The organism is Hydrogenophaga sp. L76, assembly GCF_057654755.1.
This window is the reverse complement of sequence record NZ_CM172807.1, coordinates 4,265,170-4,285,361: the sequence shown is the minus strand read 5'-3', so window position 1 is coordinate 4,285,361 and position 20,192 is coordinate 4,265,170. Positions and strand designations below refer to the sequence as shown.

The window sequence follows — 20,192 nt, the reverse complement described above, 5'->3', positions numbered from 1 at the left end:
GGAAACCGTAGTTGGGGGGGTCAGTGCAAGTGATCGATCAGCGATGGGCCATCGCCATCGATCTTCAGGCCCTTGGGCAGCGGGAACTTGACCGTCTCGGTCAGCCCGTCCATGGTGCGCACAGAAATCGCGCCCAGTGCCTTGATGCGGTCGATCACCTGGCGCACCAGGATCTCGGGCGCGGAGGCGCCGGCGGTCAGGCCCACGCGGGCCCGGCCTTCGAACCACTCGGCCTGCAGCTCGTCGGCGCTGTCCACCATGTGGCTGGGCGTGCCGAGCTTGAGCGCGACCTCGCGCAGGCGGTTGCTGTTGGAGCTGGTGGGGCTGCCGACCACGATCACCAGATCGACCTGCGGGCTGAGCAGCTTGACGGCATCCTGCCGGTTCTGCGTCGCGTAGCAGATGTCCTGCTGCTTGGGCTCGCGCACGCTGGGGAAACGCGCCTTCACCGCGGCCAGGATGCTGGCAGCATCGTCCACAGACAGCGTGGTCTGCGTCACCACCGCGAGTTTCTCCGTCTGCGCCGGCGCCACGCGGGCCACATCGGCCGCGTCTTCGACCAGGTGGATGCCGCTGTCGAGCTGGCCCATGGTGCCTTCGACCTCGGGATGACCCTTGTGGCCGATCATGATGAATTCGAAGCCTTCCTTGTGCAGCTTGGCCACTTCCACATGCACCTTGGTCACCAGCGGACAGGTGGCGTCGAAGATGCTGAAACCGCGCGCCTGCGCTTCCTCCTGCACGGCCTTGCTCACGCCGTGGGCCGAAAACACCAGCGTCGAGCCCGGGGGCACGTCGGACAGTTCCTCGATGAAGATTGCGCCCTTGGCCTTGAGGTCGTTGACGACATAGGTGTTGTGCACGATCTCGTGGCGCACATAGATCGGCCGGCCGAACTTGGCCAGCGCGCGCTCCACAATCTCGATCGCGCGGTCCACGCCGGCGCAGAAACCGCGCGGTTCGGCCAGGATGACTTCTTTCGGCTCGTCCATCACAGCACCCCGATCAACTGCACTTCAAAACGCACCGGCTGGCCCGCCAGCGGGTGGTTGAAGTCGAACAGCACCGCGCCGTCTTCGCGCACCTCCACGGCCGAGCCGGCGAAGTTGCCCAGACCGTCGGGCGTGGGGAACTGCACCACGTCACCGGCCGCGTACTGCTCGTGCGGGTCACCCAGCTTGTTGAGCAGCTCGCGCGCCACCCACTGCACCATGTCCGGCTGGCGCTCGCCAAAGGCCTCGCCCTCGTCCAGATCGATCACGGTGCGGCTGCCCTCCTCCAGACCGATCAGGTGCTGCTCGATCGCGGGAGAAAGCTGACCCGACCCCAGACTCAGCGTGGCGGGCTGGCCTTCGAAGGTGTCGATGATCACCTGGCCCTGCGGTCCGGACATGCGGTAGTGCAGGGTGAGAAAGGAACCTTCTTGGACTTGGGACATGGTGTTCAGACGGGAGTTCGGGGAGGTGAATGGTGTGAATCGGCGTGCCGGGCATCACGGCGTCGGACACGGCAACGCGCCGATCAGAACCCCGTATTGTAAAAAGCAGGCTGGACCAGGGAGAAAAACATGAATGGCCTTGCCGGAACCGGGCTGAAAAGCCTGCCCCACGACGCGCGCCCGCGCGAAAAACTGCTCGCACGCGGCCCGTCGGCGCTCAGCGACGCCGAACTGCTGGCGCTGCTGCTGCGCACCGGCATCCCCGGAAAACACGTGGTGCAGCTCGCGCAGGAGCTGCTGAACACCTTCGGCGGTGTCGGCGGTCTGCTGCACACCGGGGCCGAGGCGCTCAAGGTCATCAAGGGCCTGGGGCCGGCGAAACGCGCCGAGGTGGTCGCCGTGCTCGAACTCGCGCGCCGGGCGCTGGCCCAGGAACTGCAGCAGAAAGCCCTGTTCGACAGCCCGAAGGCGGTGCGCGAATACCTGCAGCTGCAACTGGGCGCCCGCAACCACGAGGTGTTTGCCGTGCTGTTCCTCGACAGCCAGAACCGGCTGATCGCGCTCGAAGAGCTGTTCCGCGGCACGCTCACGCAGACCAGCGTGTACCCGCGCGAGGTCGTTCTCAGGGCCCTGCACCACCACGCCGCCGCCGTGGTGCTGGCGCACAACCACCCCAGCGGCGAGGCCCGCCCTTCGCGCGCCGACGAGGCACTCACCCAATCGCTCAAGGCCGCGCTGGCGCTGGTGGACGTGCGCGTGCTGGACCATTTCATCGTGACGCGGGACAACGCAGCCTCCATGGCAGAGCTCGGTCTGATCTGAAGGTCTTGGCGCCTGCGAGAGAATCGCGCCACCATGAAACTGCGCTCGTTCGCCGAACTCAAGACGCTGCAGAAGGTGATCGCCCAGCGGACGGCCGCCGAGGTGGCAGCGCGCGAGGCCGAGCGCCTGCGCCTGCAGCGGGTGGACCGGGAGAAGCGCCTGTTTGAGCTGGCGGTAGGCCCGGTGAAGCCGCTGGTCACCGCGCGGCGTGTGCACCACCCTCAGCGGCATGTGGACCCCTTGCCGCGCCAACGCCTGCTGGACGAAGCGTCCGTGATGCGCGAGGCACTGTCCGACGACTTCGATGTCGAAACCCTGCTGCACACCGACGACCAGCTGAGCTTCCGCCGCCCCGGCCTGGGGCCCGACGTGGTGCGCAAGCTGCGTGAAGGCCGCTGGAGCATCCAGCGCCAGATCGACCTGCACGGCCTGCGCGTCGACCAGGCCCGCGAGGCGCTCGGCCGGTTCGTTCGCGAGGCGCACCAGCACGGGCTGCGCTGCGTGCGCGTGGTGCACGGCAAGGGCCTGGGCTCGCCCGGCCGCGTGCCCGTGCTCAAGGGTCGGGTGCAGCGCTGGCTGGTGCAGAAGAACGAGGTGCTGGCCTTCGTGCAGGCGCGCCCGGCGGATGGGGGTGCCGGGGCCATGGTGGTGCTGCTGCGCCCGGCCTGAGCGGGTTCAGCGCGGCAAGAGACGCATCTCGCCTTGCAAGATCTGGATATCGAAGCGCGAGAGAAAGGCCTGCCCCAGCAGCGCCTGACCACCGTCTTCACCCACCAGCCCCACGGCCACCGTGGTGCCGGCCAGCCCGAGGTGGGCCGCCTGCACCGGCACGTTGCGCAACAGCCGGCCCGGCAGCAGGCCGTTCGCGGTCTGGAACGTGACGTTCTGCCCGCCCTCCAGCCCAGCGCTGCGGGCGAAGGCTTCGCTCACCGTGACCGAACTCGCCCCGGTGTCGATCAGGAACTCGACCGGCTGGCCGTTGACGCGGCCGGCCACGCGGAAATGGCCGTCCGGCCCGCGCGGGATCACCAGCTCGCCGTCACCGCCCTCATGGGCCATATAACTGGCCTGCTGACGGCGCTCCAGCTGGTCAAAGCCCAGGTAGAACGCGCCCATGAGCGCGAGCCAGAACAGCGTGATGCCCAGTGCGCCGCGGCGCGTGGTCCGTGCCACGCTGGTGTCAGGGTCGCTCATGGGCTGCTGCCTTCAGACGCCGCCGGCCCGGTTGCGCATCCAGTCGGCGGTCTTGAAGAAACTCTCGCGCAGGCGCACACGCAGGTCTTCAGGCACCCCCGTCTCGCCCATGGCCTGGTCCATGCAGGCCAGCCACTGGTCGCGTTCCTGGACGCCGATGGCAAACGGCATGTGCCGCTGGCGCAGGCGCGGGTGGCCGAAGCGGTCTTCGTAGTGCGAGGGGCCACCGAGCCAGCCACAGAGAAACCAGAACAGCTTCTGTCGCGCGTCATCCAGCGTGCTGCCGTGGGCGACGCGCAGCTCGTGGTAACCGGGCTCGATGTCCATCAGGTCGTAGAAGCGGTCCACCAGCGCGCGCACGCGCGCTTCGCCGCCGATCCATTCAAACGGGGTGGAGGGAGAGGCGGGAGATTCAGAGGTGTTCATCGTTGTCAAACCGCGGCGCGCCGAAGCGTCTCAACCACGGGCGTTTTCAGGATGCTGCGCAGCCCCCACCAGCCCGCCATCAGGGCCAGCAGGCCACCGGCCACGCTGCCGGCCAGCGGCACCCACAGCGAAGGCTGCCAGCTGAACTGGAAGGCGTATTTCGCCAGCGCCCAGCCCACGGCCATGGCCACCAGCGAAGCCAGGAAGCCGGCCAGCAGGCCCACGCCCAGCAGCTCGATGCGCTGCACGTTGCGCAACAGCTGCGAGCCCGCGCCCACGGCGCGCAGGACCGCGAACTCGCGCTCGCGCTCGCCGCGCGTGGCGGTGATGGTGGCCAGCAGCACGATCAGGCCCGCCGCCAGCGCAAAGGCGAACAGGAACTCCACCGCCTGGATCACCTGGCCCAGCACGCGCTGCACCTGGCCGATGGTCTGGCTCATGTCGACGTTGGTGATGTTCGGAAACTGGCGCACCAGCGTGTTGTCAAACTGCGCGTTGCCCTGTGGCGCCTGGAACGCGCTGATGTAGGTGACGGGCACCTCGGGCAGATCGGCCACCGGGAAGATCACGAAGAAGTTCACGCGCATGGAACCCCAGTCCACCTTGCGCAGGCTGGTGATGCGCCCCTGCACCGGCTGGCCGGCGATGTCGAAGCCGAGCAGGTCACCGAGCTTCAGACCCAGCTCTTCGGCCAGGCCCTCTTCCACGCTCAGGCCTCCCGCTTCGTCCTCGGTCCAGCGCCCTTGCGTGACCTCGTTGTGCGGCGGCCGTTGCGCCGTGTTCGACAGGTTGAACTCGCGCTCCACCAGGCGCTGCGCGCGGTCGGTGGCGTAACTCTCAGGCGCCACCGGCTGCCCGTTCACCAACACCAGGCGGCCGCGGATCATGGGGTACCAGTCGAAGCGCTGCACACCCGCCTGGCGCAGCGCCTGCTGGAACGGCTCGCCCTGCTCGGGCTGCACGTTGATGACAAAACGGTTGGGCGCGTCGGGCGGCGTGGCGTTGCGCCAGCTGGCGATCAGGTCGGTGCGCAGCAGCACCAGCAGCACCAGCGCCAGCAGGCCCACCGCCAGCGAGCTGATCTGCACCACCGCGTAGGCCGGCCGCGCCGAGAGCTGGCGCGTGGCCAGCACCAGCGCGCGCGGGGCGGTGGCCTCGTTCACGCTGGCGCGCAGCAGGCGCACCGCGCCGTAGCTGGCGAGCGCGAACACCGCCACCGCGGCCGCGAAGCCACCCACGGCGATCAGCCCCAGCATCAGGTCGCGGCTGGCGGCGAGCAGCAAGGCAGCAAAGCCCGCCACCCCCAGGCCCAGCACGGCCAGCGTGGCGGGCTTGAGCTGCCCCACGTCGCGGCGGATCACGCGCAGCGGCGGCACCTGGGCCAGCTGCAACACCGGCGGCAGGCCAAAGGCCAGCATCAGCGTGAGCCCCATGCCCAGGCCGAGCAGCACCGGCCAGATGCTGGCCGCCGGCAGCGCCGACTCCACCAGCCCGGCCAGCAGCAACACAAACACGTGGTGCAGCGCAAAGCCCAGCACCACGCCCAGCACGCTCGCGCCCAAGCCGACCAGCACGAATTCGAAGGTGTAGGCGCGCGCCATCGTCCCCTGCGACAGGCCGAGCACGCGCAGCATGGCGCAGTCGTCCAGGTGGCGCTGCGCAAAACCGCGCGCCGCGATGGCCACCGCCACCGCCGACAGCAGCGCTGCCAGCAGGGCCACGAGGTTGAGGAATTTTTCGGCCCGCTCCAGCGTCTGCTGCATGGCCGGCTGACCGCCTTCGAGCGATTCCATCCGCAGACCGCGCACACCGGGCATTTCGATCTGCGCCTGTGCCCATTGCACGAACTGCTTCACCGCCGGCTCGTTGCCGGCCACGGCGAGGCGGTAGGTCAGGCGGCTGGCGGGCTGCACCAGGCCGGTGGCGGGCAGGTCAGCGGCGTTGATCATCACGCGCGGTGCGAAGGTCAGGAAGCCGGCGCCCCGGTCCGGCTCGGCGACGATCACCTTGTCGATGCGAAAACGGCTGTCGCCCATCAGCAGCGGCGAGCCAACCTGCAGGTCGAGCGACACCAGGAGGGCCGCGTCGACCCAGGCGGTGCCGGGCGCGGGGATGTCGCGCGTGGGCGCATCCGGCGCCTGCGGCCCGTCGGCCACGCGCAGGGTGCCGCGCAAGGGGTAGCCGGTGTCCACCGACTTCAGCGCCACCAGCTTGGCGGCGCCGCCGTCTTCGTCGCGCGCGCGGCCCATGGTGGGGAAACCCAGCGTCTGCGTGGTCTGCAGCCCCAGCGCCTGCGCCTGCTGCGCGAACGCGGGTGGCGTGGCGTTGTCGCTGCTGATCACCGCATCACCCCCGATCAGCGCCCGCGCGTCGCGCGCCAGTCCGCCCTGCAGCCGGTCGGCAAAGAAGCCCACGGCGGTGAGCGCCGCCACCGCCAGCGTCACCGCGACCAGCAGCAACCGAAGTTCACCCGCGCGCCAGTCGCGCGTCAGCGAACGCCAGCCCAGGGACCAGAAAGAAACAGCAAGGGGAGCAGGAGCGACAGCCATGCCGCGACCTTAACTGAATTGATTCACCCCTGCGCCACGTCCGCATTCGCGGAGGAGGCACCCCCTCAGGGGGCGATGTGAGTGGCCCGGGAAAGCAGGTTCCACCGCATCCTGGGGCTGAGGCACACGCTCCGGAGGGGTCGATCGCATCAGCCGGAGCGCTCTCGAACCGGGAGCGTAGCGAAACTGGCTATGCGAGGCAGCATCCGGAGCGAGCTGCACAAAAACCCAGAACGCGGCGGAACTGGCTCCGCCAGGCCGCTCGCGTTGCCCCTTGAGGGGCGGAGCGGTTACGCGAAGCGAACAAGCGACGGGGGTGGTCTCATTTAGTGCCGAAAATGCGGTCGCCCGCATCGCCCAGGCCCGGCACGATGTAGCCGTGCTCGTTCAGGCCGCGGTCCACCGCCGGGGTGTAGACCGGCACATCCGGGTGGTGGTCGTGGAAGGTCTTGAGACCTTCGGGACAGGTCACGAGGCAGACGAAACGGATCGAACGAGGGTTCGTCTGCTTGAGCCGGTCCACCGCGGCCACGGCGGAGTTGCCGGTGGCCAGCATGGGGTCGAGCACGATCACGTCGCGCTCTTCCATGCCACTGGGCATCTTGAAGTAGTACTCCACCGCCTGCAGCGTCTTCGGATCGCGGTAAAGGCCGATGTGGCCCACGCGCGCACCCGGAATCACCTGCAGCATGCCGTCGAGAAAACCATTGCCCGCGCGCAGGATGGAGGCGAGCACGACCTTCTTGCCGTCGATCACGCGCGAGGTCATTTTCTCCAGCGGGGTCTCGATCTGAATCTCCTGCATCGGCATGTCGCGCGTGATTTCGTAGGCCAGCAGGGCGCTGAGTTCGTGCACCAGCTCGCGGAAACTCTTGGTGCTGGTGTCCTTGCGGCGCATCAGCGTGAGTTTGTGCTGGACCAGGGGGTGATCGATGACGTGGACGTCGCGGCTCATCGGCGAACTTTCAAAAAAACGGGTAGACGGGGCATGGCCGGAACGGCTCTGCCGACAGGAAGTCGAGTTTATGCCCGAAGCATCCCCGCTGCGGGCGAGGCCGCAGAGCCGCGCAGAACGGCGCCTCAGGCGACAGCGGCCACCGGTGCCACAACCAGCGGCTTGGGCACGGCATCAAAGACGATGCGCTGCGCGTGCGAATAACACAGGAAGCGCATGTGGGTCGCGCGACCGATGGCGCAGAGCCCCACGCGCTGGGCAACTTCGAGCCCCATCTGCGTGATGCCGCTGCGCGAGATCACCACCGGCACCCCCATCTGCGCCGACTTGATGACCATTTCACTGGTCAGGCGGCCCGTCGTGTAGAACACGCGTTCACCGCCAGGCAGGCTCTCCTGCATGGCCATCCAGCCGGCGATGGTGTCCACCGCGTTGTGGCGCCCCACATCCTCGACGAAGAACTGCAGCTCGCCGCCGACGAACAGCGCACAGGCGTGCACCGAGCCCGCCACCTTGTAGGTGGTGTCGCGCAGCCGGATGGTGTTGACGATGTCGTAGAGACTGGACTGGCGCAGCACCGCGTCGGGCGGCAGGCGGATGCTGTCGACGTCGTCCATCAGGTGGCCGAACACGCTGCCCTGGCCGCAGCCGGTCGTGACCACCTTGTGGGCGGTCCGGTCCTCGATGCTGTGAATGCCGTGGCGGGTCTTGACCGAAGCCGCGCCCACGTCCCAGTCCACGGTGATGGATTCGATCTCGTCCACCGACGCCACCAGCCGCTGGTTGAGCAGGTATCCCAGCACCAGCCATTCGGGATGGCCACCCAGGGTCATCAGCGTCACCAGCTCGCGCTTGTCCACATACACCGTGAGGTCGCGCTCCGCGGGTATGAAGATCGACTCGCGCAGGCCATGCTGGTTCATGACCTCAACTTCGCGTGTCAAGGGTGCACGGGCCTGGGTGAGGTGGGGCAAAGGCATGGCAGCAGACTACAACAATTTCGAGGGGAACAAAGTCAAAGGGCCGGCAACCGAAGGTGCGGCCCTTTCAAACACAGGCAAACCGGGAATGGGCGGCGCCGTGGCGAATCACTTGCCAGTGGGAACAGCCGCCGGCGCCTTGCCGCTGGGTGGACTGGCTGCCGTCGTCGCCGGAGAATGCGCACCCGCGGCTTCGACCGGCTTGGCCACGGCGGTCGCGGCGGCCGACACATACGTGAACGGTCCGGGATCGGCACAGGCCGGCAGCGCTGCAGCGGGCTTGACGGTCTTTCCACTGGCCGCAGCGGTCTTGAAGTAGCTGGCGGCGGCGCGGTCCATGGACAGGCAGAGCTTGTAGGCGTCGACCTTGCCGGCGTGCGCGGTCTTGGCCTTGGCTTCCTCGGCCTTGGCCTTGGCCGCGTCATCCAGCACCGGTGCGGGCAGCTTGGCCATCACGCTGGCCGAACCGGCGAGCAACAGGGAGATCAGCAGGATTCGTTTCATCGCAAATGTCCTTGGAGGGGGTTCAGGCTTTGGCCACCGCGTCGGCGGTGGGCGCCGACCGGGCTGGCTGGCTGCGCTGGGCGGGGATCTTGCCGGCCTTGACGTCGTCGTACCAGAGCTCGTGGTGTTCCTTGGCCCAGGCCTCGTCCACGTAGCCGGTGCGCATGGCGCCATACGCGCCCTTCGTGCCGACCGTGCCCATGTAGATGTGGCCCATGATCAGCGCCATCATGATCAACCCGCCCACGATGTGCAGCATGTGGGCAATCTGCATGTCGCCGCGCAGGTACAACATGCCCGGCACCAGCTTGTCGAGGAACAGGCCGGAGCCCACCACCACGATGCCGGGGATGGTCACACCCCACCAGAACAGACCTTTTTCACCGGCGTTGAAGCGGTGCGAAGGCACTTCCTTGTCGCCCAGCATGCCGCCCAGTTTGGACAGCCAGACGAAGTCGGCGGCGCTGGCGATGTTGTCCTTGATGAAGGTCACGACCACGATCAGCAGCGACACGGCGAAGAGCGGGCCCATGAAGTTGTGCGCGTTTTTCAGCGCAAACGTGAGCCAGCCGAACAGCGTGCTGCCGATCACCGGCAGGATGAAGAACTTGCCGAAGGCCATCACGATGCCCGAGATGGCCAGCACCACGAAGGCGATGGCGTTCGACCAGTGCGCCGCGCGTTCGAAGGGCGTGAAGCGCTCGATCTTGCGTCCGGTGTCCTTCAGGTGCCCACCCAGCGGACCCTTGGTCACGTAGAAGATGGCCAGGGCCAGCAACACGATGAACAGCAGCGCACCGCCATAGGGAATGAGCCAGTTGTTGCGCACCTGGCGCCAGGCTTCGCCGGCGTTGGTGAGGCGCGAACCCGGGTACTGCACGAAGGGCTGGATCAGGTTGCCGGCTTCCGGCGCCTGGCTGACGGGCAGGCTGCTGTAACCGGTAACGCCCTTGCCCACGTCGCGCCACATCGGCGCGTTGTTGCCCGGCTGCACCTGCTTGCGCTGGGCGTTGGTCTGGTTGGCGTAGTCCGGATCGTTGCTCGCATCGGGCGCGATCTCGAAGATGTTGGCGCTATTGATGCCGCCAACGGCCGCGGGCGCGGACTGGGCAGCGGGTGGTGCCGGATCGTCAGGCACAGGTGGGTTCTGGGTGGTCTGGGCGCTGGCCCAGCTGGCGCCGAGCGCCAGCAGGGCTGCGACGCCCCAGCCACGCCAGGCCGCGGAGTTCAGGATGGGGTGCCGGTTCATGGCTGTCCCTTCAAGGCTTGGCGCCCATGCGGGTGTAGTCGTTCTGGCCGTACTGGGCACGGCTCTTGAGCTGCTGCTCCCAGCTGCCCTTGTCACCGGCCTTCCAGCCGGTCTGGGCATACTGGCTGCTGCCCACACCCTGGAAGGGCGCATCGTCCTGTTTGACGCCACCGCCGGTCATGTCCTGCGGCTGCTCGCCACAGGCCGCCAGACCCAGCACCGCCATCATGGCCAGCAGACGCATGGTGATCCTGATTTTCATCATGACTTGGTCTCCTGTGCGGTGCCGTAAGCGGTGCCCCAGCCCCAGACTTCGGCGCCCTTGCCACGGCGCAGCACGCGGGTGCGGAAGATGTCGGCCACCACGTCGCCGTCACCAGCGATCAGGGCCTTGGTCGAACACATCTCGGCGCAGGCCGGCAGCTTGCCTTCGGCCAGGCGGTTACGCCCGTATTTCTCGAACTCGTCCTGGCTGCCGTGTTCTTCCGGTCCTCCGGCGCAGAAGGTGCACTTGTCCATCTTGCCGCGCACGCCAAACGTGCCTTCGGAAGGAAACTGCGGTGCGCCAAAGGGGCAGGCGTACGAGCAGTAGCCACAGCCGATGCAGACGTCCTTGTCGTGCAGCACCACGCCTTCGTCGGTGCGGTAGAAGCAGTTGACCGGGCAGACCGCCATGCAGGGTGCGTCGCTGCAGTGCATGCAGGCCACCGAGATGGATTTTTCGCCCGGCACGCCGTCGTTGAGGGTGACCACGCGGCGGCGGTTCACGCCCCACGGGACTTCGTGTTCGTTCTTGCAGGCCGTGACGCAGCCGTTGCACTCGATGCAACGCTCGGCGTCACAGATGAATTTCATTCTTGCCATGGTGTCGTTCTCCTGATTTTTCCGCCGGGCTGCCCCAAGGAAAAATGCGTTCCCTCGGGGGGCAGCGCATTACACGAAGTGAAAAGCTTGGGGGTCATGGTTATGCCCGCTCTACATTGCAGACCGTCGTCTTGGTTTCCTGCATCATCGTGACGATGTCGTAACCGTAGGTGGTGGCCGTGTTCACCGCTTCACCGCGAACCACCGGGAAAGCGCCATCCGGGTAGTGCGGCTTCATGTCCTGGCCCTGCCAGTGTCCCGAGAAGTGGAACGGCAGGAACACCGTGTCGGGGCCCACGCGATCCGTCACCAGCGCCTGCACGTTGATGCGTGCTCCGGTGGGGGTGTGCACCCAGACGCGCTCGCCATTGCGGATGCCGCGCTCGCTCGCCGCCGCCGGGTTGATCTCGACGAACATCTCCTGCTGCAGTTCGGCCAGCCAGGGGTTGGAGCGGGTTTCCTCGCCACCGCCCTCGTACTCGACCAGGCGGCCCGAGGTCATGATCAGCGGGAATTTTTCGTGAACCTTGTCGTCCACGTTCTTCTGCTGCAGCGACTTGTAGAGCACCGGCAGGCGCCAGCGGTTCTTCTGGTCATCATGGCTGGGGTACTTGGCCACGAGATCGGGGCGCGTGCCGTAGATCGGTTCGCGGTGCTGCGGAATCGCGTCGGGGAAGTTCCACACCACGGCGCGGGCCTTGGCATTGCCGAACGGATGGCAGCCGTGCGCCATGGTGACGCGCTGGATGCCGCCCGAGAGGTCGGTCTTCCAGTTCTTGCCTTCGGCGGCGGTTTTCTCAGCCTCGGTCAGGTCGTCCCACCAGCCCAGCTTCTTCAGCAGCACGTGGTCGAACTCGGGGTAACCGGTGGTGATCTCCGAACCCACCGAGTACGAACCGTCTTCGGCCAGCAGGCTCACGCCTTCTCGCTCGACGCCGAAGTTCGCGCGGAAGTTGCCGCCGCCCTCCATGATGTGTTTGGAGGTGTCGTACAGGTTGGGCGAGCCCGGGTGCTTGATGGCGGCGGTGCCGTAACACGGCCAGGGCAGACCAAAGTAGTCACCGCTCATGTCGTAGCCGGTTTCCTTGTCGACCACTTTGCCTTTGCATTTGAGGGACTTCACATCGAAGGCGCCCATGTTGCGCATGTGCGCCTTCAGGCGCTCCGGGCTCTGCCCGGTGTAGCCGATGGTCCAGACCGAGGCGTTGATTTCACGCAGGATATCTTCGGGCACGGGCTCGTCCAAGCCCTTGACCTTCTGCATCTTGTAGTTCTTCGACAGCTCGGCGCCAAAGCCCAGCTTCTCGGCGAACTGGTGCATGATCATGTGGTCGCTGCGGCTCTCCCACAGCGGCTCGATGACCTTCTCGCGCCACTGCAGCGACCGGTTGGACGCGGTGCACGATCCGCTGGTTTCGAACTGCGTGGCCGCCGGCAGCAGGTACACCGCGCGGTTGGGGTTGAGGTCTTCGGGCTTGCCGGGCATGGCCGCCATCGACGCCGTGGCCGAAGGATACGGGTCCACCACCACCAGCAGGTCGAGCTTGTCCATCGCTCGCTTCATCTCCAGGCCCCGCGTCTGCGAGTTGGGCGCATGGCCCCAGAAGAAGATGCCGCGCAGATTCGGGCCCTGGTCGATCAGCTCGTTGTTTTCCATCACGCCGTCGATCCAGCGCGAGACGGTGATGCCGGGCTTTTCCATCATGCCTTCGGCGTACTTGGACTTGATCCAGTCGTACTCCACGCCCCAGACCTTGGCGAAGTGTTTCCACGAGCCGGCGGCCAGGCCGTAGTAGCCCGGCAGCGAGTCGGGGTTGGGGCCGACGTCGGTGGCGCCCTGCACGTTGTCGTGGCCACGGAAGATGTTGGTGCCACCACCGCTCTTGCCCACGTTGCCCAGCGCCAGCTGCAGGATGCACGACGCACGCACCATGGCGTTGCCGATGGAGTGCTGCGTCTGGCCCATGCACCAGACGATGGTGGCGGGCTTGGCTTCGGCCAGCATCTTCGCCACCTTGAACATCTGCTCTTCCTTGACGCCGCAGGCCTCTTCCACCTTGTCCGGCGTCCACTTGGCCAACACGTCTTCACGCACCTTGTCCATGCCATAGACGCGGTCGTTGACGTACTGCTTGTCTTCCCAGCCATTCTTGAAGATGTGGTGCAGCAGACCGAACAGGAACGGGATGTCGGTGCCCGAGCGGATGCGCACGTACTCGTCGGCCTTGGCCGCGGTGCGGGTGAAGCGCGGATCGACCACGATCATCTTGCAGCCGTTTTCCTTGGCGTGCAGCATGTGCAGCATGGACACCGGGTGCGCTTCTGCGGCGTTGGAGCCGATGTACAACGCGCACTGGCTGTTCTGCATGTCGTTGTACGAGTTGGTCATCGCACCGTAGCCCCAGGTGTTCGCGACGCCGGCCACCGTGGTGGAGTGGCAGATGCGCGCCTGGTGGTCGCAGTTGTTGGTGCCCCAGAAGCTCACGAACTTGCGCAGCAGGTAGGCCTGCTCGTTGTTGTGCTTCGAAGAGCCGACAAAGTACACCGAATCGGGACCGCTGGCCTCTTTCAGCTCGTTCATCTTGGCGGTGATCTCGTTGAGCGCCACGTCCCAGCTGATGCGCTGGTATTTGCCATTGACCAGCTTCATCGGGTAGCGCAGGCGGTACTCGCCATGGCCGTGCTCGCGCAAGGCGGCGCCCTTGGCGCAGTGGGCGCCGAGGTTGATCGGCGAATCGAACACCGGCTCCTGGCGAACCCAGACGCCGTTTTCAACGATCGCGTCAGTGGCGCAGCCCACCGAACAGTGGGTGCAGACGGTGCGCTTGACTTCGATCTTGCCGGTGCCGTCGATGGACTTGCCTTCGGCGGCCTTGGCTTTCTTCACCAGCGTGAGCTGCGTGGCGGCCAGACCCACACCGACCCCGAGGCCGGAACGGCGCAGAAAGCCGCGGCGGTCCATGGTGGGCAGCGCGGCCGACAGGCCCCGCTGCAGGCTGTGGACGAAGGAGGTTTGTGCACGGGCGCCGTGGGCGCCGGGCGTGGAGGATTTTTTGGTCAGCAACATGGGGTTCTCCTGCTGGCTCAGATCTGGGTGGTCTTGTAGTACTGCTTGACGTGGTCCGACAAGCTGTAACCACCGCCCTTTTCAGGCGCCGGCCGGGCCGCCACCTCGGCCGTTTCTTCGGTCTGCACGCGGGGCAGGAGGGTGGCGACCGCCGCCAGGGCCCCCACGGTGGAAGCGCCGGCGAACAGCCGGCGGCGGTTCAGGCGGGTGCGGCCTTGAGGGGCCTCGGGAAGGGGCTTGCTCATGCATGTCTCCTGGTTGATCGAAAGCCCTAAGGACGCCGGATGTAACGACCTGTGGGCTTTTTGCATATGCGAATCTAACCGGCGCACCGACTCTGTGCAAGCGAGACCTGACACTCTTGACAGGGGTATGCCCAACCCTGCCATGTGGGTGGTATGCGGCGCTGCAGCATCGGTGACTGCTTCAAAATTCATAGCCAAAATCGTGCCATCAGTGTTTGCTTATGAAGCATCCGGCGACAGTGTTGGCAGATAGCCCGTCACCATGGGCGTGACAGCCCAGCACCTCTGCTGAATTTCAGGGATAACCCGTATACCGTTTCCGTGAGGCTTCGCATCCCGCGTCAAGCTGTCCAAGCCGCTTGCGACAAATTGTCGCAAGCCGACCATCACGACCGCTGTGTCAACCCGTGTCCAGGTGTCGTGTATTGGTCAATGACCCAGTGTTTTGATCGGCTTTATCCGTAGAATCCTCCGCGGTGGAACCCACCTCATTCACCCCCTTCCCCGAAAAGAACCTCGAAGGCTGGCCCGACTGGTCGATCCTGATCGTCGACGACGAACAGGGCATGCTCAACTTCCTGGTCAAGACCCTCGCCCCGCGTTGCCAGTTCGTGATGAGCGCGAGCAGCGCCGAAGAAGGCGCGGAATGGCTGCGTGGCCACCACGCCGATCTGGTGATCCTCGACATATCCCTGCCCGGCAAGAACGGCGTGCGCTGGCTCAAGGAACTGCGCGAGCAAGGCTTCACCGGCGAGGTGATCCTGATCACCGCGTTTGCCGATCTGGACACCGCCATCGAGGCCCTGCGCGCCGGTGCCTCGGACTTCATCCTCAAGCCTTTCCGGGTGCCGCAGATCCTCAACGCCGTGAAGCACTGCTACGAGCGCTCGCGCCTGCGCCGCGAGAACTTCGTGCTCAAGCGCGCCGTGGCGCCGCTGGCCATGGGCGGCCCGGCGCTGGTCGGCGATTCCACCGCGATGCAGCAGCTGCGCGAAGCCATCGCCCGCGTGGCGCCGGTGAACAGCACGGTGCTGCTGCAGGGCGAATCGGGCACGGGCAAGGAGCTCGTGGCGCGCGAACTGCACGCACAGGGCCCGCGCGCGGCCGGCCCCTTCGTGCCGGTGAACTGCGCGGCGGTCTCGCCCGAGCTGATCGAGAGTGAACTCTTTGGACATGCCAAAGGCGCGTTCACCGGCGCCACCCGCGCACGCGACGGCCTGTTCCACTACGCGCAGGGTGGCACGCTGTTCCTCGACGAAATCGCCGAGCTGCCGCTGCCCATCCAGGCCACGCTGCTGCGCGCCATCGAAGACCTGCAGATCCGCCCGGTGGGCAGCGAACAGCTGATGCCGGTGAACCTGCGCATCATGGCCGCGACCAACCGCCGCCTGGCCGATGAAGTGGCGGCCGGCCGCTTCCGCAAAGACCTCTTCTTCCGCCTGCAGGTGGTGGACCTGACGTTGTCGCCGCTGCGCGAGCACAAGGACGACATCGCCCCGCTGGTCGAGCATTTCATGGGCCAGCTCGCGCCCGCGCTCGGCGTGGCGCCGCTGCAGATCAGCGAACCGGAAATGGACTTCCTGCGCCAGTACCACTGGCCCGGCAACGTGCGCGAGCTGCGCAACCTGGTCGAACGCTCGCTGATCCTGGGCTCGCTCAACGTGTCGGCGCTCTACCCGGGCGACACGCCCCGGCAGGCCATCACCCCCGGCGCGGGCCCGACCGACCTGCACACGCTGGAGAAACGCCACATCCTCGCGGTGCTGGACTCGGTGCTGGGCGACAAGACCCGCGCCGCGCAGTTGCTGGGCGTTTCGCGGCGCACGCTGGAGCGGCGCGTGGCCGAATGGAACACCTTGTGAAGGCGCCCCCGCCGCGCTTCGCGCGACCCCACCAAGGGGACAACCCGATGCAGCCTGGCAAAGGTTCTATGGATCGATGTCAAGCGGGAGAGACAAAGCGCTGGGGATCAAACGGCTGGCCGCTGCGCCAGACGGCAAAGGCGATACGCAGCAGCTTGCGAGCCAACACCACCAGAGCCTCGGTTGTCTTCAGCCCCCGCAGTCGCAACGCCTTGTACGTGCCTTCAAACGTCTTCGTATGACAGGCCGACATCGCAGCCAGGTACATCTGGCGTCGCAGCGCCGGTTGTCCCCGCTTGGAGAGCCTTCTCCTGCCACGGCTGCTGCCCGAATCACAGGCGCGCGGGTCCAGCCCGCTGTAGGCCACCAACGCATCGCCGCTGGCAAAGCCCGCCTGCGCCAGCACACTGGCGAGCAACGCACTGCTCTGTGGCCCCACGCCCACGATGCTCTGCAGCAGCTTGCGCTGCGCGCGCAACGGCGCATCGTCATCGAACAACTGCATGATGCGTGCATCGATGGCTTGGAGCAACGCGGCGAAGGCCGCATCCAGGGCCTGGACCTGGCAGGCGATGGCCCCATCACAGCCTTGCAGCGACTGGCGCAGTGCCGTGCGCTTGCTCACCGCCGTCCAGCGCTGGCCCAGCAGGCACTGCACCTGAGACAGCAGGACATGGGGTACCTGCCACAGGCGCAGGCGGGTGTGCTGCTCGGCCACGTAGCGGGCGATCACGTGGGCATCGACCCGATCGGTCTTGGCGCGAGCCCCCAGGGCCTTGGCGTAGAAGTACACGTCGCGGGCGTTGAGCACGAACACCTGCAGACCTGCGGCACTGGCCAGGGTGGCGAGCAGCTGGTGGTAACGCCCAGTGGACTCCACGGCCAGCGCCGCACCGTCTGGCAGCTCACGCAGCCAGGCACTGATGGCGTCGGCCTCGTTGGCGATGCTGCGGCATCCTGCTTGATCATGGACCGCGGTCACCAGCTCGGCCTTGGCCACATCCACCCCGATAAACACGTTGACCTCTTGCATGGCGCTCTCCTGAGAGAAACAATGACAAGTGTTGGGGTGGACATTCCCGCCAGCCGCGTTGGCTTGCTCAAAGATCGGCGCTACTGGGTGCCGCTCAGTTCCTTATCGACGCTGGAAGGCGGGGTGGGGGCAATCTTTGCCAGTCGGTCTGAGCCGATAGCCGGAAGTTCAGGCCCTCCACCCCAACACCTCAACCATACAAGCCGGTTCTGCCGGGTTCCTGGAGGAGGCACTTCGCGCCGGAGTTGACCCGGCATGATCCGCTACAAGCCCCGCTGGCTCGCCACCTCGGTGCGCAACAAACTGCTGGCGATGGCGCTGCTGCCGCTGCTGGTGGTGTTCCCGCTGCTGGTGCTGGCCATCGCGGTCTGGAGCAACATCACCTACGACCGCCTGCTCATCACCAAGGTGCGCAGCGATCTGGCGGTGGCGCGCGGCTATTTCGACCAGGTGCTGATTGAGGTCGGCAGCGGCACGCGCGGCGTGGCCGGCTCGCAGCGGCTGCTGAGCGCCATGCAGCCGTCCGAGACCGTCCCCCAAGGCCAGACCGATGCGGCGTTGCGCGAGCGCCTGAGCGAGGCCCGGCGAGGGCTGGGGCTGGACTTCCTTCTGCTCTACGGCACCGACGGCCAGCCGCTCGGCAGTGCCGAAGACAACGGCCCGCATGCCGCCCTGCCGCTGGAGCTCCAGCGCCTGGTGCCCGAAGCCACCTTGGGACCCGGATCGCGATCGGCGCGCCTCATGCGCCTCGACACCATGGCCATCGCCCGCATGGCGCCCCAGCTGATGCCCCGCCTGCACATCCCGCTGGTGCCCACGCGCAACGCCGCCCCCGATGCGCGCACCACCGAAGACCGCGCCATGGTCGTGATCTCGCTGCAACCGGTGCGCGACGCTGCGGGGCGCACCACTGCCCTGCTGGCGGGCGGTCTGCTGCTCAACCAGAACCTCGACTTCATCGACCACATCAACCGCATCGTCTACCCCGACGGCGCCCTGCCCTTCGGCAGCGAAGGCACGGCCACGCTGTTCCTCGACGACGTGCGCATCACCACCAACGTGCGGCTGTTCCAGGACCAGCGCGCCATCGGCACCCGCGTCTCGCAGACCGTGCGCGACCGCGTGCTGGGACAGGGTCAGACCTGGCTGGACCGCGCCTTTGTGGTCAACGACTGGTATGTGTCGGCCTACGACCCGCTGCTCGACGCCACCGGTCAGCGCATCGGCATGCTCTACGTGGGCTACCTCGAAGCACCGTTCCGTCTCGTTCGCCTGGCCATGATCGGCGTGATGGGGCTGATCTTTCTCGCCGTCATGGCGGTGTCGGCCTGGTTTTCGGTGCGCTGGGCGCGCAGCATCTTCAAGCCCGTGCAACAGATGAACCAGACCATGCAGCGCGTCGAAGACGGCGAGAACCGGGCGCGCGTCGGCGCCCTGCCCGCGCGCGACGAACTCGGCGCGCTGGCCGGCCACCTGGACCAACTGCTCGACGCTATCGACGAGAAGACGCACGCGCTGCAGCGCTGGGGCGAAGAGCTCGACCACAAAGTGGCCGACCGCACGCGCGAACTCGAAGCCAGCAACGCCTCGCTGCAACTGGCGCAGCAGCAACTCGTCAAGAGCGAGAAGCTTGCGGCCATTGGCCAGCTCACCGCCAGCATTGCGCATGAGATCAACAACCCCATCGCCGTGATGCAGGGCAACCTGGACCTGATGCGGGAAACCCTGGGCGAACACAGCCAGCCGGTGCAGAGCGAACTCAGGCTGCTGGACGAACAGGTCGAGCGCATGCGCATCATCGTGACGCAGCTGCTGCAATACGCGCGCCCCACCGAATACGCGGGCTACGTGGAAAGCCTGGATCTCAACCGCACGGTGGATGACAGCCTGGTGCTGGTAGCGCACCTGCTCGCGCAGACCCGCATCGAGGTGGTGCGCGAGCTGCAGGCCACGCAGCGCGTGGGCTTCAACCGGCAGGAGCTGCAGCAGGTGATCATCAACCTGCTGATCAACGCCATCCAGGTCATGCCGGAGGGTGGCACGCTGCGGCTGGCGACAACGGACTGGTGCACCGCGGACAGTGCCCTGTGCGGTGCCGAACTGAGCGTGCAGGACACCGGACCGGGGCTGGCCCCCGCCGTGCAGGAGCGGCTGTTCCAGCCCTTCTTCACGACGAAGAACGATGGCAACGGCCTCGGCCTGTGGATCAGCCAGGGCCTGCTCGAACGCTACGGTGGCAGCATCACGGCAAGCAATCGCAGCGACGGCCGCGGCGCCACATTCAGCGTGCGCCTGCTGACCGAGCCGCGGGCACCCGACGCCGCGCGGGCAGGAACCCACGATGGCCGCCCCGGTGCCGTTGCGTGATCCTGCGCGGCCGCGGGATCAGGCCAGCATGTCGAACCCCTGCGTCTCCACCCCGATGAAGGCGCGCGTGAACCCCGCCAGTGCGGCATAGAAGCGCGCCTTGGGGTGGGCCGCAATGGCGTCACACATCGCCGGTGCCCAGGGCTGCACATGGGTGACAAAGAACTTCTGCTGCTGCGTCAGGTTGGCCACCTCGACCTCGTCGCCCGCGATCAGGTAGCGCATGACTTCGCACAGGTAGGCGAAATGGTCCTCGGTTTCCGACATCGTGTCATCGCGCCCGAGCCCGAGCGCTGCGAGGTCGCTGCGCAAGGCTGCCAGCGGCTTTTCGTTCAGGAAACCGCTGAGGTAATGAGAACCAAACAGAAACACCTCGGCCCGGCCCACGCCGCCGAACAGGGCGTCGAACTCGGCCACCACGGCTGCTTCGTCGATCGCACGCGCCGCGGCCACCACTTCGCGCCAGGGTTCTTCGAGAAAACCACCCGCTGCGGGCGCCTCGGTCACGGCCACGCGCAGCTGTGCCATGAGCGCCGGCGACGGTGCGGCGTAATACAGCGCGGCCAACAGGCCATAGACTTCGGCGCGGGCGGTTTCCTCGTCAAGCACAGAAGACACGGAAATCTGGTTGTTCATG

19 protein-coding genes are annotated in these 20,192 nt (G+C 66.7%); 4 read left to right on the top strand and 15 right to left on the bottom strand.

The features are described from left to right. Positions 1-20: 20 nt before the first annotated feature. A complete protein-coding gene (gene ispH / locus AC23D4_RS20900) occupies positions 21-992 on the bottom strand; it encodes a 4-hydroxy-3-methylbut-2-enyl diphosphate reductase (RefSeq protein ID WP_472890138.1) in 972 nt (323 codons plus the stop codon). Beyond that, positions 992-1,438 carry an FKBP-type peptidyl-prolyl cis-trans isomerase gene (locus AC23D4_RS20895; RefSeq protein ID WP_472890137.1) on the bottom strand — a complete coding sequence of 149 codons (447 nt, stop codon included), beginning with the start codon at positions 1,436-1,438 and terminating at the stop codon, positions 992-994. The genes ispH and AC23D4_RS20895 overlap by 1 nt, the downstream gene beginning before the upstream one ends. 129 nt (positions 1,439-1,567) lie before the next feature. On the opposite strand from AC23D4_RS20895, the gene radC reads away from it, so the two are divergent. Continuing rightward, positions 1,568-2,260, top strand: coding sequence for a RadC family protein (gene radC / locus AC23D4_RS20890; RefSeq protein ID WP_472890136.1), 693 nt, complete (start codon positions 1,568-1,570; stop codon positions 2,258-2,260). A gap of 33 nt (positions 2,261-2,293) precedes the next feature. Next, a complete protein-coding gene (locus AC23D4_RS20885; RefSeq protein ID WP_472890135.1) occupies positions 2,294-2,929 on the top strand; it encodes a Smr/MutS family protein in 636 nt (211 codons plus the stop codon). 6 nt (positions 2,930-2,935) lie between these two features. Here AC23D4_RS20885 and AC23D4_RS20880 read toward each other — a convergent pair whose 3' ends face one another. From AC23D4_RS20880 to AC23D4_RS20830, 11 genes are all read right to left on the bottom strand, one after another. After that, positions 2,936-3,454: a retropepsin-like aspartic protease family protein gene (locus AC23D4_RS20880; RefSeq protein WP_472890134.1), complete on the bottom strand. Its 519-nt coding sequence runs from the start codon at positions 3,452-3,454 to the stop codon at positions 2,936-2,938. 12 nt (positions 3,455-3,466) lie between these two features. Then, positions 3,467-3,880, bottom strand: coding sequence for a group II truncated hemoglobin (locus AC23D4_RS20875; protein WP_472890133.1), 414 nt, complete (start codon positions 3,878-3,880; stop codon positions 3,467-3,469). A 5-nt stretch (positions 3,881-3,885) separates the two neighbouring features. Continuing rightward, on the bottom strand, positions 3,886-6,429 hold the full coding sequence (locus tag AC23D4_RS20870; protein ID WP_472890132.1) for an ABC transporter permease: 2,544 nt from the start codon (positions 6,427-6,429) through the stop codon (positions 3,886-3,888). A 322-nt stretch (positions 6,430-6,751) separates the two neighbouring features. After that, complete coding sequence (gene upp / locus AC23D4_RS20865) at positions 6,752-7,384, bottom strand: uracil phosphoribosyltransferase (RefSeq protein WP_472890131.1); 633 nt, start codon at positions 7,382-7,384, stop codon at positions 6,752-6,754. Between the two features lie 125 nt (positions 7,385-7,509). Further along, positions 7,510-8,364, bottom strand: a complete 855-nt coding sequence (locus AC23D4_RS20860) for a formate dehydrogenase accessory sulfurtransferase FdhD (RefSeq protein WP_472890130.1) — start codon at positions 8,362-8,364, stop codon at positions 7,510-7,512. Positions 8,365-8,472: 108 nt separating this feature from the next. Further along, positions 8,473-8,868 carry a hypothetical protein gene (locus AC23D4_RS20855; protein WP_472890129.1) on the bottom strand — a complete coding sequence of 132 codons (396 nt, stop codon included), beginning with the start codon at positions 8,866-8,868 and terminating at the stop codon, positions 8,473-8,475. A 22-nt stretch (positions 8,869-8,890) separates the two neighbouring features. Next, entirely contained in the window at positions 8,891-10,117 is a 1,227-nt protein-coding gene (locus tag AC23D4_RS20850; protein WP_472890128.1) for a formate dehydrogenase subunit gamma, read from the bottom strand. A 10-nt stretch (positions 10,118-10,127) separates the two neighbouring features. Continuing rightward, on the bottom strand, positions 10,128-10,382 hold the full coding sequence (locus tag AC23D4_RS20845; protein ID WP_472890127.1) for a hypothetical protein: 255 nt from the start codon (positions 10,380-10,382) through the stop codon (positions 10,128-10,130). Next, entirely contained in the window at positions 10,379-10,981 is a 603-nt protein-coding gene (gene fdh3B / locus AC23D4_RS20840; RefSeq protein ID WP_472890126.1) for a formate dehydrogenase FDH3 subunit beta, read from the bottom strand. Before fdh3B ends, AC23D4_RS20845 begins: the two co-directional genes overlap by 4 nt. Positions 10,982-11,081: 100 nt before the next feature. Then, positions 11,082-14,048: a formate dehydrogenase subunit alpha gene (locus AC23D4_RS20835; protein WP_472890125.1), complete on the bottom strand. Its 2,967-nt coding sequence runs from the start codon at positions 14,046-14,048 to the stop codon at positions 11,082-11,084. A 17-nt stretch (positions 14,049-14,065) separates the two neighbouring features. After that, positions 14,066-14,293, bottom strand: coding sequence for a formate dehydrogenase (locus AC23D4_RS20830; RefSeq protein ID WP_472890124.1), 228 nt, complete (start codon positions 14,291-14,293; stop codon positions 14,066-14,068). Between the two features lie 476 nt (positions 14,294-14,769). Here AC23D4_RS20830 and AC23D4_RS20825 point away from each other — a divergent pair, with 476 nt between their 5' ends. Then, positions 14,770-16,155 carry a sigma-54-dependent transcriptional regulator gene (locus tag AC23D4_RS20825; RefSeq protein ID WP_472890123.1) on the top strand — a complete coding sequence of 462 codons (1,386 nt, stop codon included), beginning with the start codon at positions 14,770-14,772 and terminating at the stop codon, positions 16,153-16,155. A gap of 79 nt (positions 16,156-16,234) precedes the next feature. On the opposite strand, the gene AC23D4_RS20820 is transcribed toward AC23D4_RS20825, so the two are convergent. Continuing rightward, positions 16,235-17,188, bottom strand: a complete 954-nt coding sequence (locus AC23D4_RS20820; RefSeq protein ID WP_472887523.1) for an IS110 family RNA-guided transposase — start codon at positions 17,186-17,188, stop codon at positions 16,235-16,237. 255 nt (positions 17,189-17,443) lie between these two features. Between AC23D4_RS20820 and AC23D4_RS20815 the strand changes: the two genes are divergently transcribed. Next, entirely contained in the window at positions 17,444-19,555 is a 2,112-nt protein-coding gene (locus AC23D4_RS20815; protein WP_472887522.1) for a sensor histidine kinase, read from the top strand. Positions 19,556-19,573: 18 nt separating this feature from the next. Here AC23D4_RS20815 and AC23D4_RS20810 read toward each other — a convergent pair whose 3' ends face one another. After that, complete coding sequence (locus AC23D4_RS20810; protein ID WP_472887521.1) at positions 19,574-20,191, bottom strand: TorD/DmsD family molecular chaperone; 618 nt, start codon at positions 20,189-20,191, stop codon at positions 19,574-19,576. Position 20,192: the final 1 nt, after the last annotated feature.